This window comes from Tsukamurella pseudospumae (assembly GCF_001575205.1).
GTDB lineage: Bacteria > Actinomycetota > Actinomycetes > Mycobacteriales > Mycobacteriaceae > Tsukamurella > Tsukamurella pseudospumae.
The window spans coordinates 292,845-306,758 of sequence record NZ_LSRE01000050.1 but is presented as its reverse complement, the minus strand read 5'-3'; the positions used below and the strand labels follow the sequence as shown (position 1 = coordinate 306,758).

General features: G+C 69.9%; 15 protein-coding genes and 1 tRNA gene. 8 read left to right on the top strand and 8 right to left on the bottom strand.

The window, feature by feature from the left end:
* Nucleotides 1-54 precede the first annotated feature (54 nt).
* Together AXK61_RS22375 and glmU are read right to left on the bottom strand one after the other, a co-directional pair.
* On the bottom strand, nucleotides 55-1,032 hold the full coding sequence (locus AXK61_RS22375) for a ribose-phosphate diphosphokinase (protein WP_068574924.1): 978 nt from the start codon (nucleotides 1,030-1,032) through the stop codon (nucleotides 55-57).
* Entirely contained in the window at nucleotides 1,029-2,480 is a 1,452-nt protein-coding gene (gene glmU / locus AXK61_RS22370; protein ID WP_068574925.1) for a bifunctional UDP-N-acetylglucosamine diphosphorylase/glucosamine-1-phosphate N-acetyltransferase GlmU, read from the bottom strand. Before glmU ends, AXK61_RS22375 begins: the two co-directional genes overlap by 4 nt.
* Nucleotides 2,481-2,611: 131 nt before the next feature.
* On the opposite strand from glmU, the gene AXK61_RS22365 reads away from it, so the two are divergent.
* Nucleotides 2,612-2,683 (top strand) — tRNA-Gln (locus AXK61_RS22365).
* Nucleotides 2,684-2,689: 6 nt separating this feature from the next.
* Here AXK61_RS22365 and AXK61_RS22360 read toward each other — a convergent pair.
* The gene (locus AXK61_RS22360) at nucleotides 2,690-3,136 is read right to left on the bottom strand and encodes a pyrimidine dimer DNA glycosylase/endonuclease V (RefSeq protein ID WP_068747031.1); all 447 of its coding nucleotides are present in this window, start codon (nucleotides 3,134-3,136) and stop codon (nucleotides 2,690-2,692) included.
* A gap of 197 nt (nucleotides 3,137-3,333) precedes the next feature.
* Here AXK61_RS22360 and AXK61_RS22355 point away from each other — a divergent pair, with 197 nt between their 5' ends.
* Entirely contained in the window at nucleotides 3,334-3,711 is a 378-nt protein-coding gene (locus AXK61_RS22355; protein WP_068747030.1) for a hypothetical protein, read from the top strand.
* A gap of 59 nt (nucleotides 3,712-3,770) precedes the next feature.
* Here AXK61_RS22355 and AXK61_RS22350 read toward each other — a convergent pair whose 3' ends face one another.
* On the bottom strand, nucleotides 3,771-3,989 hold the full coding sequence (locus AXK61_RS22350) for a hypothetical protein (RefSeq protein WP_068574928.1): 219 nt from the start codon (nucleotides 3,987-3,989) through the stop codon (nucleotides 3,771-3,773).
* 220 nt (nucleotides 3,990-4,209) lie between these two features.
* On the opposite strand from AXK61_RS22350, the gene AXK61_RS25210 reads away from it, so the two are divergent.
* The 5 genes from AXK61_RS25210 to AXK61_RS22330 all read left to right on the top strand — a co-directional run bounded on the left by AXK61_RS25210 (nucleotide 4,210) and on the right by AXK61_RS22330 (nucleotide 6,313).
* Nucleotides 4,210-4,380, top strand: a complete 171-nt coding sequence (locus AXK61_RS25210) for a hypothetical protein (protein ID WP_156485786.1) — start codon at nucleotides 4,210-4,212, stop codon at nucleotides 4,378-4,380.
* Nucleotides 4,381-4,425: 45 nt separating this feature from the next.
* On the top strand, nucleotides 4,426-4,635 hold the full coding sequence (locus AXK61_RS22345) for a CsbD family protein (protein ID WP_068574929.1): 210 nt from the start codon (nucleotides 4,426-4,428) through the stop codon (nucleotides 4,633-4,635).
* Between the two features lie 37 nt (nucleotides 4,636-4,672).
* Entirely contained in the window at nucleotides 4,673-5,470 is a 798-nt protein-coding gene (locus tag AXK61_RS22340; RefSeq protein ID WP_068574930.1) for a DoxX family membrane protein, read from the top strand.
* Nucleotides 5,471-5,525: 55 nt separating this feature from the next.
* Nucleotides 5,526-5,867 (top strand): hypothetical protein, encoded by a 342-nt coding sequence (locus AXK61_RS22335; protein ID WP_068574931.1) that lies wholly within the window; start codon nucleotides 5,526-5,528, stop codon nucleotides 5,865-5,867.
* 143 nt (nucleotides 5,868-6,010) lie between these two features.
* A complete protein-coding gene (locus AXK61_RS22330; RefSeq protein ID WP_068574932.1) occupies nucleotides 6,011-6,313 on the top strand; it encodes a MerR family transcriptional regulator in 303 nt (100 codons plus the stop codon).
* Between the two features lie 4 nt (nucleotides 6,314-6,317).
* On the opposite strand, the gene AXK61_RS22325 is transcribed toward AXK61_RS22330, so the two are convergent.
* The 3 genes from AXK61_RS22325 to mfd are packed head-to-tail and all read right to left on the bottom strand — an operon-like array spanning nucleotide 6,318 to nucleotide 11,648.
* The gene (locus tag AXK61_RS22325; protein WP_068574933.1) at nucleotides 6,318-7,046 is read right to left on the bottom strand and encodes a lytic transglycosylase domain-containing protein; all 729 of its coding nucleotides are present in this window, start codon (nucleotides 7,044-7,046) and stop codon (nucleotides 6,318-6,320) included.
* A 46-nt stretch (nucleotides 7,047-7,092) separates the two neighbouring features.
* Nucleotides 7,093-8,067 (bottom strand): nucleoside triphosphate pyrophosphohydrolase, encoded by a 975-nt coding sequence (locus AXK61_RS22320; RefSeq protein ID WP_068747029.1) that lies wholly within the window; start codon nucleotides 8,065-8,067, stop codon nucleotides 7,093-7,095.
* A complete protein-coding gene (gene mfd, locus AXK61_RS22315) occupies nucleotides 8,064-11,648 on the bottom strand; it encodes a transcription-repair coupling factor (RefSeq protein WP_231855654.1) in 3,585 nt (1,194 codons plus the stop codon). Before mfd ends, AXK61_RS22320 begins: the two co-directional genes overlap by 4 nt.
* 179 nt (nucleotides 11,649-11,827) lie before the next feature.
* Between mfd and AXK61_RS22310 the strand changes: the two genes are divergently transcribed.
* Nucleotides 11,828-13,231 (top strand): lipase family protein, encoded by a 1,404-nt coding sequence (locus AXK61_RS22310; RefSeq protein WP_068574935.1) that lies wholly within the window; start codon nucleotides 11,828-11,830, stop codon nucleotides 13,229-13,231.
* Between the two features lie 63 nt (nucleotides 13,232-13,294).
* Here the strand turns inward: AXK61_RS22310 and AXK61_RS22305 are convergent, their stop codons facing one another.
* The gene (locus tag AXK61_RS22305; RefSeq protein ID WP_068575320.1) at nucleotides 13,295-13,909 is read right to left on the bottom strand and encodes a TetR/AcrR family transcriptional regulator; all 615 of its coding nucleotides are present in this window, start codon (nucleotides 13,907-13,909) and stop codon (nucleotides 13,295-13,297) included.
* Nucleotides 13,910-13,914: the final 5 nt, after the last annotated feature.

Genomic DNA, 13,914 nt, shown 5'->3' with positions numbered 1-13,914 from the left:
AAGAGGGCGGCGGCTACGGGATCATCCTGTAGCCGCCGCCCTGGTGCGTGAGCTCTAGGCGTTGCCGTTGAACAGGCTCGTGACGGAGCCGTTCTCGAAGACCTCGCGGATGGTGCGGGCCAGCAGCGGTGCGATCGGGAGCACGGTGAGGTTCTCGAAGTGCTTCTCCGGCGGGATCGGCAGCGTGTTGGTGGCGATCACCTCGCGCGCACCGCAGTTGGCGAGCCGCTCGGTGGCGGGCTCGGAGAAGACGCCGTGCGTAGTCGCGATGATCACGTCCTTCGCGCCGGCCTCCTTGAGCACGCCCACGGCGCCGGCGATGGTGCCGCCGGTGTCGATCATGTCGTCGATGAGGACGCAGGTGCGGCCGGCCACGTCACCGACGACGCGGTTGCTCTTGACCTGGTTCGCGACGTTCGGGTCGCGGGTCTTGTGCACGAAGGCCAGGGGCGCACCGTCGAGGGCGTCGGCCCACTTCTCGCCCACCTTGACGCGGCCGGCGTCGGGGGAGACGACGACCATGTTCTCGGTACCGTAGTGCTCACGCACGTAATCGGCGAGCATCGTCTGCGCGTGCATGTGGTCGACGGGGCCGTCGAAGAAGCCCTGGATCTGGTCGGTGTGCAGGTCGACCGTGATGATCCGGTCGGCGCCCGCCGTCTTGAAGAGGTCCGCGACCAGGCGGGCCGAGATCGGCTCGCGGCCGCGGTGCTTCTTGTCCTGGCGGGCGTAGGGGTAGAAGGGGAGCACCGCGGTGATCCGCTTCGCCGAGCCGCGCTTGAGCGCGTCGATCATGATCAGCGTCTCCATGATCCACTGATTGACCGGGTACGGAGCGCTCTGCAGGACGAACGCGTCGCTGCCGCGCACGGACTCCTCGAAACGCACGAAGATCTCGCCGTTGGCGAAATCGCGTGCCGTCTGCGGTGTGACCTCGATACCGAGCTCGTCGGCGACCTGCTGCGCCAGCTCGGGGTGGGCACGACCCGCGAACAGCATCAGGTTCTTCTGGTTATCGATCCAGTTGCTCACTGCTCGTCAATCCTCGCGATAGCCTGCTGGGCCGCGTCCGCCGAGCTCGTGCCCGGGCGTTTGTGCAGTACCCAATCCTCGATGTTGCGCTGATCCGCGGCGGACACCGCAAGGGCTCCCGGTGGCACGTCGCGCTTGATCACGGTACCCGCTCCCGTGTACGCGCCGTCGCCGACCTCCACCGGGGCGATGAGCATCGTGTCGGATCCGATGCGCGCGTGGTCGCCGATCACCGTTCGGTGTTTGTTCACCCCGTCGTAATTCACCGTCACCGTGGCGCAGCCGATGTTGCTGCCCTCGCCGACGGTGGCGTCGCCGATGTAGCTCAGGTGCGGGATCTTGCTCCCGGCGCCGATCTGCGCGTTCTTGGTCTCGGCGAACGCGCCGATCTTGCCCCTCGGCCCCAGGTCGGTGTTCGGTCGCAGGTAGCTGAACGGGCCGACCGTCGCGTTCTCGCGGATCGCCGACAGGTGCACTTCGCTGCGGAGCACGGTCGCGCCGGCGCCGACCTCGGTGTCGACCAGGGTGGTGTCGGGCCCGATCACGGCGTCCTCCGCGATGACGGTCGCCCCGCGCAGGTGCGAGCCGGGTTCGATGGTGACGTCCTGGGCGATCTCGACGTCGACGTCGATGTAGGTGCTCTCCGGGTCGATGACGGTGACGCCGGCCAGCTGATGCCCCTCGACGATCCTCCGGTTCATCTCGCGGCCGAGCTGGGAGAGCTGGATCCGGTCGTTGCAGCCGGCCACCAGCATCTCGTCGTCGACGTGGTCGCCGCGGACGAGCTGGCCCGCGGCGCGCGCGATGCCGATCACGTCCGTGAGGTACAGCTCGCCCTGCGAGTTGTCCGGCCGTAGCTGCGCGAGCGCGGAGACGAGGTGGACGTGGTCGAAGGCGTACACGCCGGAGTTGATCTCCGTGATCGCGAGCTGCTCCGGGGTCGCGTCCTTCTGCTCGACGATCTGCGTGACCTGCCCGTCCTGCGTGCGCAGGACCCGGCCGTAACCGGTGGGATCCGCGACGGCGGTGGTCAGCACGGTGACCGCGGCGCCGGCACCGTCGGTGTGGGTGTCCAAGAGCTCCTGCAGTGTCGTGGTGTCGAGAAGCGGTACGTCCGCGGCCGTCACGACGACGGTGCCCGCGAAATCGTCCGGCAGCGCGCCGAGGCCGGCCTGCACGGCGTCGCCGGTGCCGCGCTGTTCCGCCTGGACCGCGACGAGGATCGCGTGATCGAGTTCGTCCGCGGTGCCGAGCGCGGCCGCCGACACGCGGTCGCGATCGTGGCCCACGACCACGACGAGGTGGTCCGGCCGCGTCCCGGCGGCCGCGTGCAGGGCGTGTCCCAACAGGGTGCGCCCGGCGATCGTGTGCAGCACCTTCGGGGTCTTCGACCGCATCCGCGTTCCCGCGCCCGCGGCGAGGATCACCACCGCTGTACCGTTCGCCATCGCTGCTCCTGAGGTCTCGTGCCGTGTCGTGCGTTCGCGTCGAGCGTCGGGTGCGATCCTACGAGAGTCCGCGCCGGTCACGGTCCGTGGCACAATGCTTGGCGACGGTTCCGAATCGCATTCGGTCCCGGTCTCCCGTGGTGTAATCGGCAACACTTCTGATTTTGGTTCAGACATTTCAGGTTCGAGTCCTGGCGGGAGAGCAGTTTTCACGTTCCAGCAGGTCGCGCCCGTTCCCAGCTCTCGACCTCGCCGGGCACGGCCCGGAAGCTCGGGTGCGGGTCCGGCCGTTCGACGCCGCGCCACCGCGCCGCGATGTCCGGGTTGCGGACGTCGAGCTTCGCCATCAGGTGGGCCCACTCCAGGTCGAGCTGTCCGATGGTGACATCGATCGGCGACACGGTCGCGGCGGGTTCGTCGATCCGGGAGCGGTCGAAGTTGTAGCCGCGGGCATCGGCCTCGTCGGCGATCGCGGCCAGGTAGGAGCCGACCGTGACGAGCGGCTCCGGCGTCGCCCGGAATCGCTGCAGCTGCGGGTGCTGCGTGTAGCCCTTCGTCCGGCCGGCCAGCACGGCCTGCGCGAGCAGCGTCTCGCGCCAGCAGGCGACGAGCGCCTGCCGGTCGAGGTAGCGCGGGTGCACCGACCAGATCCTCATCGCTACAACCTATGCCCGCTGAGATGTCGCGCCCGGCGGCGCCGGCACCGCGACACGCCGTATCGGCGCCGCCTGGGGTGACATTTCAGCGCCCGCTCCGGTCGTCCCGCGCGGCGGCGCGGGTGAATCGTCCGGAATGTCCACGGGCCCAACCCCGCTGCAAGCCCCGCGTAAGAGCGCGGTGGCGCAATGGCGTCATGAATCCGGAGCAGTCGTACCAGCAGCAGCCGTACCCCCAGAACGGCCATCCCCAGCAGCCGTACCCGAATCAGCAGTACGCGCAGCAGCCGTACCAGCCGCAGCAGTACCCGCATCCCGCGCAGGGCCCCGTGTTCCAGGCGAAGTTCCGCAAGCACACCGGGCTGATCATCCTGGCGCAGTGGCAGGACTCCTATGTCACCGGTTCGTACGCGGACGTGCGCGCCGCGTACCGGGCCGCGCAAACGCATAATCTGCTCGCGGGCTGGTGGGGTCTGATCTCGTTGCTGGTCTACAACTGGATCGCGCTCATCGGCAACACGTCCGAGATGGGCCGGATCAAGCAGCAGGCGCGGGCCGCCGGACTCGAGGTCTAGCGGCCCGCGCCTCGGCGGGACGACGACGCGGAAGGGGGAACCGCGTCACCGTCGAGTCGTCAGTTGGGCGCTTCCCAGTCGTATCCCGTGCCCGTGTCCACCTCGACGCACTCGAGCACGTCGCCGTTCGCGGTGGTGATGCGCTGGCCCTCCTGGGTCGAGCTGCAGGAGTCGTACATCGAGGGGGTGTCGGCGGCCGCGATGGCCGGGGTGAAGGCGAAGGTGGCGGTGGCCGCGAGGAATCCGGCCGTGGCGAGGGTCTTTCGGCTGATGTTCATGATTCGACGATGCGCCGCGAACCTGTCAGTCGGTTGTCAGGGGCATGGGTCTGCGCTGGCAGTGTTCCCCGAATTCTCAGGAACCGTTTCCGCGCAGGTCGGTCCGGTGCTCGGCGATCGCGATCGCGCCATTTCCTGTCGCAGCGGTTGACAACAATGAGCTTCGGCCATAACGTGAAATCTGCTCGACACGACATAGATTGTCGGACGGGAGCGAGAGATGAACAAGCATCGCACCACGGCAGCGGGCTCGGCCGAGCCGGCTCCGGCGGCTCCACCCCTCGTTCTTCATCCGCGCAGCGGAGTCGTGATCGTCGTCCTGCTCGTGCTCACTCTGGGGCTGATGATCGTGCCCCTGATCGTGAGCATGCTGGGCGCGCCGGTCGGCTGACCGTCGAGCAGTACCCAACGGACCCTCTTCTCGAAGGAGACAACCATGAGCTTCAGCGACGACGCCAAGAACAAGGCACAGGACATCAAGGGCCGCGCCAAGGAGGCGGCGGGCTCCGCACTCGACGATCAGGACCTCAAGAACGAGGGCCGCGGCGACCAGGCGGAGGCCTCGGTGAAGGACAAGATCGCAGGCGTCGCGGACAAGGTCAAGGAGGGAGTCGACGAGGTGAAGGACAAGCTCTCCGGCAAGTGAGCGCCACCCGCCGACCCCACGACGATGGGAGCTGGACATGATTCGACGGATCGCACGACCCCTGCTCGGATCGTTCTTCGTCTACACCGGGTACACCGGTCTGACGAGCGATCCGGGGCACAAGGCGGATACCGTCGCGCCGCTCGTCGAGAAGGCCACTGAGTCCCTGCCGGACTCGACGGTGATCCCGACGAGTGCCCGGACCTGGCTGCGGATCAACTCGGGTGTTCAGCTCGGCGGCGGGCTGCTGCTCGCCACCGGCCGGCTGCCTCGGGCCTCGTCGTTGACCCTCGCGGGGACCCTGGTCCCCGCGACGGCCGTCGACCACCCGTTCTGGCGGGAGTCCGACCCCGAGATCCGGCGTGAACAGCAGCTGCACTTCGTGAAGAACCTGTCGCTGTTGGGCGGACTGCTCATCGCGGGGTTCGACACGGAGGGCAGGCCCGGTGCCACCTGGCGAGCCCGCCGCGCGGCGCAGCGTGCGTCGGAACGGGTCTCGGACACCGTCTCCGCGATCGCGCCGCACGGCGAGCACCACGGAGACGAGAGTGTCTGGCGCGAACGGGCACATGCCGCACAGGAATACGGTGCGCACGCGATCGAGCGTGCCAAGCCGGCGATCACGGACGCGGTGGGCAGGGCCAAGCCCGTGGTCACCGACGCGGTCGACAAGGCCAAGCCGGTGCTGACCGACGCCGCGGAGCGGGCACGGCCCGTGCTCGCAGACGCCGCCGACACGGCGTCGGATCTGCTCAGCGCGGCGAGCGAGCGGCTCCATACGTTGCGAGACGAGGCGTTCGAGGTGGTGGCGGATCGACGGCGTGCGATCGCGTAATGTGGGGCGCCCGGCCTGATTCGGTCGGGGTAGGGCTACACGAATCGAGGTGCCCGTGCCCCGCAGGCCAGAGTTCACCGGGCGCTACACGGACGCCCTGCACGCCCTCGAGGTCTCGACCGAGCGCGACGCCCGAGTGGAGAACATCGACGGTCAGTACGCCCTGCGCGTCGATTTCGAGCTCGGCCGCTACCTGCTCGCCACCAACAACGACGAGCTGGTCGGGCTCGCGGACGAGGACGCGGGCAGGCCCTGGCGGGTCCGGTTCTTCGACGGTGCGTTGGCCGACGGGCCGTCGACCCTGGTGGCGGACAGGTCCGCCGCGTGGCTGATCGACGCCTACGACGCCGCGGTCGCGGACCTGCCGCCCCTGGTGGAGCTCCCGCCGCACAGCTGATCCGGCCCGCGCGTCGGGCCGGATCGGCGGGTGGTCCACCACGGGTCGGTCCTGAAGATCTACAGTGTCGGGAGCAGGTTTTCGCTTCCTCGCGGCGTATCGCATCGACGATGCGGCGCGGAGGGACCCGAAGGAGGAGTGCGATGACGGACTCGCATCGCGTGCGCTCCGATCTCGGTGTGTACAGCATCTCGGTGGCGTCGGAGTTGTCGGAGGTCGGCCTGCAGACGCTCCGGCTCTACGAACGGCGCAACCTCATCCGGCCGCACCGCACCGCGGGCGGCACGCGCCGCTACAGCGAGAACGACATCGCACGGATCCGGCGGATCACCGAGCTCGTCGCGACGGGCGTCAATCTGCCCGGCGTCGACCGGATCCTCAGTCTCGAGGACGAGTGCGCGGACCTGCGGGCGCAGCTCGACACCTGCCGCGCGGGAGCCGAATAGCCCTCTAGGGCTGGACGTTCACCGAGTACGCCGCCGCGGCATCGCGCACGTCCAGCACGTACTTGCGGGACTGGTTGTAGACCATCACGGCCTTCTCCCACCCCGCCGCGGTGGTGAGGTCCTTCCCGGACACGCACAGGTACCGCGCGGCGGTCATCGCGGCGTCGTCGATGTTGTCGGGGTCGGCCTTCCCGTCGCCGTTGGCGTCCACGCCGAAGCGCTTCCACGTCTCGGGGATGAATTGGAACGGTCCCATCGCCGCGTCGTACTTCGCGTTCGGGCGGTGCGGATCGGTGCCCGTGGCCAGGATCTCCTGGTTGCCGTTCGTCCCGTCCAGCGGAACGCCGCGGATGGGCGGGGAGACCTGACCGTTCGCCGCGACGGTGGCCCCGTGGTAGGTGCCGTGCTTGCTCTCGATGAACGCGATCCCGGCGAGCGTGGTCCAGGTGATGCCGCACTCGGGCGTGCGCTGACGCAATGCCTCGGCGGCGTTGCCGTAGGCCTCGAGGGAGATCACGGGGATCCCGGTGGCCACGCTGATCGGGGTGGCCCAGTCGCGCAGGAGCTCGGCGGTGCGGCCGGGCCCGTTCACGTTGATCAGCGGCACCGGCGCGCCGGCCCCGGGCGGGATGCCCTGCGGGATCTCGGGGCGCGGGGAGATCACGCCGCAGGCGGCGAGCGCCGTCGACGCGACGCCGACGACGAGCGCCGCACGCATGCGGGAACTGATCATGGGAAGGCCGTGAACTCTCTTCGACTGCGGAAAACCGAACGCGAGGTCAACGTCCGGTTCGCGCCTCGGGGTTCCCGACGTGATCGTCGTCCCAGGCGGCGACCCATGATTCTACCCCGCCCGCGGCCATCACAGTCTCGGCTGCGCGCACCCGGTCCATGAACGCGAGCACGCGCCGACGGTAGTCCAGTTCGAAAGCCGCGTCCTGCTGCTCGGGGTCGACGGTGACCGTGCGCACATCCTCGGGGACCAGCTCGGCGGGGAATTCGACGGTGCGCAGCCGCTCGAAGACCTTCGCGACCAGGGCCAACGCGGGCTGGCTCAGCGAGATCGAGTCCAGAACGGAGTCCCGCTCGCCGCGCTCCAGACGCTTCTGGCGCTCCCAGTTCTCGGCCTGCGTCGCGACGTCGACCGCGGCACCGTCGGCGAGGTGCGGCGTGCGCCTGCGCACCTTGGCGGCCAGGGTGCGGGCAACGTCGTCGATGCCGAACGGATGCGCACCTTCTTCGGCGATCCGGGCGTGGAAGACGACCTGCAACAGCAGGTCGCCGAGCTCGCTGCGCAGCTCCGCCGCCGCCCGCGACCCGGCCTCCTCGTCGGTCTCGGGATCGTCGAGCGCGGCGACGGCATCGGCGACCTCGTAGGTCTCCTCCACGAGGTAGCGCAACAGACTGGAATGGGTCTGCTCGGACTCCCAGGGCCCCTCGCGCCGCAGCCGATCGATCAGCGCGACGGTGTCGAGCACGGCGAGCCCGGCGGGCGCGGGCGCCGCGATCACGTCGGCGCCCGCCTCGCGGAGCGCGATCGCGGCCGGGTGCCCGGCGTCGGAGGTGAGCATCGTGGCCCCCGGCGGAACGTCCGCGCCGAGGACCGGGCGCCCCGCGGGCAAATGCCACACGAGCCCCACGGGCAATTCCTCCGTGTAGTGCACGGGTCCGCCCAGGTGCCTCAGGGCCGCCACGGGCAGCAGGGTGGGCACCGCGGGGTTCACCAGGACGACGGTGCCGCCCCCGCCGGTCACGCCGGCGCCCCGGACGTCGCCTCGACGCGCGGCGGCTGGTCGAGCCGCCAATAGCCGGCTCCCTTGCCCGCCATCGCGGCGAGGAAGTCGGCGACGGCCTGGAGGACCTCGATGTCGCGCACCCGATCGCTGCCCACGCCGCCACCGCCGACGCGCGGCAGCGGGAAGGTGACGGTGCGCGTCGCGGCGCGGTAGGACCCGCCGGGGTAGAGCCGCTTGAGACGCATCTGCTGCGAATCGAGCAGCTCCATCGGGGAGACGCGCAGGTTGGTGCCGGTCACGATGATCTCGGTGACGCCGGCGGCACGCGCCAGCGATCGCAGGCGTGCGATCGCGGCCAGTCGTTCCACTTCGACGGGCGGCGGACCGTAGCGGTCAGTGAGCTCGGTGAGCACCTCGGCGACGGCCGCATCGTCGTGCGCCGCAGCCAGTTTGCGATACGCCTCCAAGCGCAATCGGTCGCTGGTGACGTAGTCGGGCGGGATGTGCGCGTCCACCGGGAGGTCGATGCGCACCTCCTTCTGCTCCTCCTCGATGACGATGGGCTTGCCGTCCGCCGCGGCGCGGTAGGCCTCCACCGCCTCGCCGACGAGCCGCACGTACAGGTCGAACCCGACCCCGGCCACGTGGCCCGACTGCTCCGCACCCAACACGTTGCCGGCGCCGCGGATCTCGAGGTCCTTCATCGCCACGGCCATGCCCGCACCGAGGTCGTTGTTCTGGGCGATGGTCGCAAGGCGGTCGTACGCGGTCTCGGTGAGCGGCTTCTCCGAGGGGTAGAGGAAGTAGGCGTAGCCGCGCTCGCGGGAGCGGCCCACGCGCCCACGGAGCTGATGCAGCTGGGACAGGCCCAGGTTCTCCGCCCGCTCGACGATGAGCGTGTTCGCGTTCGAGATGTCCAGGCCCGTCTCGACGATCGTGGTGCACACGAGTACGTCGAACTCGCGGTTCCAGAAGCCCTGCACGGTGCTCTCGAGGGCCTCCTCGCCCATCTGGCCGTGCGCGACCACGACGCGCGCCTCGGGGACCATGTCGCGGATGTGTTTGGCGGCGCGGTCGATCGAGCTGACCCGGTTGTGCACGTAGAACACCTGGCCGTCGCGCAGCAACTCGCGCCGGATCGCCGCGGCCACCTGCTTGTCGTCGTACGCGCCCACGTAGGTCAGCACCGGATGGCGCTCCTCCGGCGGGGTGAGGATCGTCGACATCTCGCGGATGCCGGCCATGCTCATCTCCAGTGTGCGGGGGATCGGCGTGGCGCTCATGGTGAGCACGTCGACGTTGGTACGCAGCGCCTTGATGTGCTCCTTGTGCTCGACGCCGAAGCGCTGTTCCTCGTCGACCACCACGAGCCCCAGGTCCTTCCACCGCACGCCCGTCTGCAACAGTCGGTGCGTGCCGACCACCACGTCGACGCTGCCGTCGGCCAGGCCCTCGAGGACCTGCCGGGTCTCGAGCTTGTCGGTGAACCGGGACAGACCCTTCACGGTGACGGGGAAGCCCTGCATCCGCTCCTCGAAGGTCTTCAGGTGCTGTTGTGCGAGAAGGGTGGTCGGCACCAGAACCGCGACCTGCTTGCCGTCCTGGACGGCCTTGAAGGCGGCGCGCACGGCGATCTCGGTCTTGCCGTAGCCGACGTCGCCGATGACCACGCGGTCCATCGGGACCGCCTTCTCCATGTCGCCCTTGACGTCGCCGATCACGGTCATCTGGTCGACGGTCTCGGTGAACGGGAAGGCGTCCTCCATCTCGCGCTGCCACGGCGTGTCCGGGGCGAAGGCGTGGCCGGGCGCGGCGTTGCGGGCGGCGTACAGCTGCACCAGCTCGCCGGCGATTTCACGGACGGCCTTGCGCGCCTTGCGCTTGGTGTTCTGCCAGTCGCTGCCGCCCATCTTCGACAGGGCGGGCATCTCGCCGCCGACATACCGCGAGAGCTGGTCGAGCGACTCCATCGGCACGAAGAGCTTGTCGCCCGGCTGGCCGCGCTTGCCGGGCGCGTACTCGATGACGAGGTACTCGCGCCGCGCGCCCGCGACGGTGCGCTCGATCATCTCGACGAACTTGCCGATGCCGTGCTCGTCGTGCACCACGAGGTCGCCCGCCGTGAGGGCCAGCGGGTCGACCTGGTTGCGGCGCTTGGCAGGCAGCCGCCGGCCGTCGCCGACGCCCGCCACCCGGTTACCCGTGAGGTCGGGCTCGGCGAGCAGGACGAGCTTCTCCGACGGGACGGTCAGGCCCGTCTGCAGGCTGCCGCGCAGGACGCCGACGGTGCCCGCCTTCGGGGCGGCGCCCGCGTCGAGCTCGGCGGCGGGGACCTCGGCGTCGCGCAGCCGCTCCAGGATGCGGGCGCGGGTGCCCTGGCCCGCCACGACGATGACGCCGGTGCCGCCGGACGCGGCGTGCGCACGCAGCGTGGCGAACAGCTTCTCCGCCTCCGCCTCGGATCCCCGTGGCGCGGGCGCGTGTTCGGCGCGGATGATCAGGTGGTCGTCGTCGGCCTCGGGGCCGGAGGCCAGCGGGGAAACCGTCCACCAGGGCACACCCCGTGCGGCGGCCGACTTCCGCACCTCGTCGAGGTCGCGGTAGGCGCTGGCGCCCAGGTTCATTCCGCTCGGGTCGAGCGGCGCGGCCGAGCCGAGCGCGGCCGCGGTCCAGGACGCCTCCAGGAACTCCTGCCCGGTGCGGCCGAGATCCGCTGCGCGGGTGCGGATCTTCTCCGGATCGAGCAGCAGGGCGTGCGCGGCCGCGGGCAGCACGTCGGTGAGCAGTTGCAACTCCCCGGGGACGAGTGCGGGGATCAGTGCCTCCATGCCCTCGACGGGGATGCCCTGGGAGAGTTTCTCGAGCATCTCCACGAGCGCCGCGTCGGCGGCGTGCTCCGCCTTGAGCTCCGCCGCCCGGTCGCGGACCGCGGCGGTGAGCAGCAGCTCGCGGCACGGGTAGACGTGCACGGTGCCGACCTCGACCTCGGGCTGCGAACGCTGATCCGCCACGGAGAAGGCGCGCAGGTCGGTGATCTCGTCGCCCCAGAACTCCACGCGCACGGGCAGATCGGTGGTCGTGGGAAAGACGTCCAGGATGCCGCCGCGCACGGCGAACTCGCCGCGCTTGCCCACCATGTCGACCCGCGTGTACGCCAGCTCGACCAATGTCTCGATGAGCTCGTCGAAGTCGTGCTCGACGCCCTCCCGCAACGTGATCGAAGGTGCGTCGCCCAGCCCCGGCGCCATCGGCTGCACCAGCGAGCGGACCGTCGCCACGACGGCGCGCAGCGGCTCGCCGTACTGCGCGTCGTCGGGATGCGCCAGGCGGCGCAGCACCTGCAGCCGCCGCCCGACGGTGTCTGCGCCGGGGGAGAGCCGCTCGTGCGGGAGCGTCTCCCAGCTGGGGAACTGGGCCACGGCACCGTCGCCCAGCATCTCGCGGAGCTCGGACGTCAGGTCGTCCGCCTCGCGCCCGGTGGCGGTGACGACGAGGACGGGTGAGCGGTCGGCGAGGGCGGAGACGAGGAAGGGCCGCGCACCGTCGACCGCGGTGACGGTGAGGTTCCGCCGGCCCGCGGCGGCGGCGAAGGCGGCGATGTCGGGATCGGCGGCGACCGCCCTGGTCAGTCCGGAGAGGGCTGGAACGTGCGTGGGGGCGGCGTTGGACACCCGACCAGTCTATGGGCGGGGTCCGACATCTCGACCCGGGCCTTGACAGGTGATGTGGGTCACCTTTAAGTTCCCTGAGTATGGAGAATGAAACATCAGCGTTCCGGATGGGTGTGCGAAGTATCGCGGCGCTGATCAGCGCGATCGTCGTGGTCGCGACCGGCTTCGTCGCGACCCCCGCCGCCCAGGCGGTCCCGGCCATCGTCGAGCCCGCCCCGCCCGCGGACTCCTTCTACGACCGACCGGCCGACCTGGCATCGATGAAGCCGGGCGAGATCGTGCGGACTCGCACCACGTCGATCCGGTCGCTGCAGGTCATGCCGGTCAACGTGGACGCCTGGCAGCTCGCCTACCGGACCACGGGCATGGACGGTGCGCCGGACATGACGGTGACCACGGTGATGGTGCCGCGAGGGAAGAAGCCGACCAAGCTGCTGTCCTACCAGGCGGCCGCCGACTCGACCCTGCGGATCTGCCAGTCGTCGTACGCCGCGACCAAGGGCGGTCCGGTCGACCTCGCGGCGAAGGAGGGGCCGCTCACCTTCGGCATGCCCGCCGCCGAGCTGCTGTTCGCGAATCTCGGCCTGCAGGAGGGCTGGGCGGTGTCGATGCCCGATCACGGCGGCGGTGACAACAGGTTCCTCACGCCCCGTCAGCCCGGGTGGGCGGTCCTCGACGGCATCCGCGCCGTCGAGAACTTCACTCGCCTCGGCATGAACGCCAAGACGCCCGTCACACTGTGGGGCTACTCGGGCGGCGCGATCGCCAGCAGCTGGACCATCGAGGAGCAGCCGACCTACGCGCCGGAGCTCAACATCCGCGGTGCGGCCTTCGGTGCGCCGGAGCGCGACCTGGAGGCCTCGCTGCGGTCGGTGAACACGTCGTTGCTCGCGGGCCTGATCCCGCTCGCCCTCTCCTCGCTCGGTAAGGACTCCGAGGAGTTCCGGGCGGCGCTGGACAAGGTGCTCACGCCGGAGGGCCGGGCGCGGGTCAATGCGACCCGCAGCCACTGCATGCCGCAGAACGTGGTCGCGAACCTGTGGTTCGACTACAACCGGATGCTGACCAAGCCGGTGGACGAGGTGTTGCGGATCCCCATCATCGCCAAGACCATTCGTGAGCGTGGTGTCAGCGGCCGCGTCCCGACGGTGCCGGCCTACGTCTACAACGGCATCACCGAGGAGGTCGCGCCGATCACCGGGACCGACAAGCTGGTGAACTCCTACTGCAAGGGCGGTGCCTCGGTGACCTACCGCCGGGAGGAGTTCCCGCCGAACCCGGTCAAGCAGCTCATGACGACCCATGGCACCGTCGTGGTGACCGGCGCGGGCGGCGCCTTCAATTGGCTCAAGGACCGGATGAACTCGACCGGGCCGGCACCGTCGGGCTGCGACATCCGCAATGTCTTCAGCAGTGGCCTCGAGCCCGCGGCGATCGGCACCTTCGGGCAGGCGATCGGCACGATCCTCGCCTCGCTGGTCGGTGCGCCGATCGGGACGGGACCCCGGTAGTCGGCCAGGCGGAGGCGGGGTGACGTCACCGTCGCCCCGCCCCGTCCGGCAGGTCCGGTTCTTCTAGGCCTCGGGCTCGCTCCGCTGGCTGGGCTCGATGGCGACGGGGTTCTCCTTGAGGCCGATGAGCCCGTACCAGGACAGGTTCACGATGTGGGCCGCCACCGCCTCCTTGGGCGGATTGCGCACCTCCAGCCACCACTGAGCCGTCATCGCGACCATCCCGACCAGGGCCTGCGCGTACAGCGGCGCGAGCTCGGGGTCGAGGTTCTTGTTCTCGAACTCGCTCTCGAGGTGGATCTCCACCTGGCCGACCAGGTCGTTGAGCAGCGTCGAATAGCCGCCGGTGTGCTCGACGGAGCTGTTGCGGGTGAGGATGCGGAAACCGTCGGAGCGCTCCTCGACGTAGGTGAGCAGCGCGAGGGTGATCTGCTCGATCCGCGTCTTGGAGCGGTCCTCGAGCAGCGCCCTGGAGAACACCTCGAGCACCATCTCCATCTCGCGGTCCACGACCACGGCGTAGAGGCCCTCCTTGCCGCCGAAGTGCTCGTAGACCACCGGCTTCGAGACCCCCGCCTTCGCCGCGACCTCCTCGATCGTCGCGGCCGCGTACCCGCGGTCGGCGAACACCGACCGCGCGGTGTCGACGAGCTGATTGCGGCGTTCCGCCGCGGTCATCCGCT

What these genes read in the sequence shown, in the direction of transcription:
- AXK61_RS22360 (WP_068747031.1), bottom strand. Translation starts at nt 3,136, where the DNA reads ATGAGGATCTGGTCGGTGCACCCGCGCTACCTCGACCGGCAGGCGCTC.
- AXK61_RS22350 (WP_068574928.1), bottom strand. Translation starts at nt 3,989, where the DNA reads ATGAACATCAGCCGAAAGACCCTCGCCACGGCCGGATTCCTCGCGGCC.
- AXK61_RS22305 (WP_068575320.1), bottom strand. Translation starts at nt 13,909, where the DNA reads ATGACCGCGGCGGAACGCCGCAATCAGCTCGTCGACACCGCGCGGTCG.
- AXK61_RS22310 (WP_068574935.1), top strand. Translation starts at nt 11,828, where the DNA reads ATGGGTGTGCGAAGTATCGCGGCGCTGATCAGCGCGATCGTCGTGGTC.
- AXK61_RS25210 (WP_156485786.1), top strand. Translation starts at nt 4,210, where the DNA reads ATGAACAAGCATCGCACCACGGCAGCGGGCTCGGCCGAGCCGGCTCCG.
- AXK61_RS22340 (WP_068574930.1), top strand. Translation starts at nt 4,673, where the DNA reads ATGATTCGACGGATCGCACGACCCCTGCTCGGATCGTTCTTCGTCTAC.
- AXK61_RS22325 (WP_068574933.1), bottom strand. Translation starts at nt 7,046, where the DNA reads ATGATCAGTTCCCGCATGCGTGCGGCGCTCGTCGTCGGCGTCGCGTCG.
- AXK61_RS22345 (WP_068574929.1), top strand. Translation starts at nt 4,426, where the DNA reads ATGAGCTTCAGCGACGACGCCAAGAACAAGGCACAGGACATCAAGGGC.
- AXK61_RS22330 (WP_068574932.1), top strand. Translation starts at nt 6,011, where the DNA reads ATGACGGACTCGCATCGCGTGCGCTCCGATCTCGGTGTGTACAGCATC.
- glmU (WP_068574925.1), bottom strand. Translation starts at nt 2,480, where the DNA reads ATGGCGAACGGTACAGCGGTGGTGATCCTCGCCGCGGGCGCGGGAACG.
- AXK61_RS22355 (WP_068747030.1), top strand. Translation starts at nt 3,334, where the DNA reads ATGAATCCGGAGCAGTCGTACCAGCAGCAGCCGTACCCCCAGAACGGC.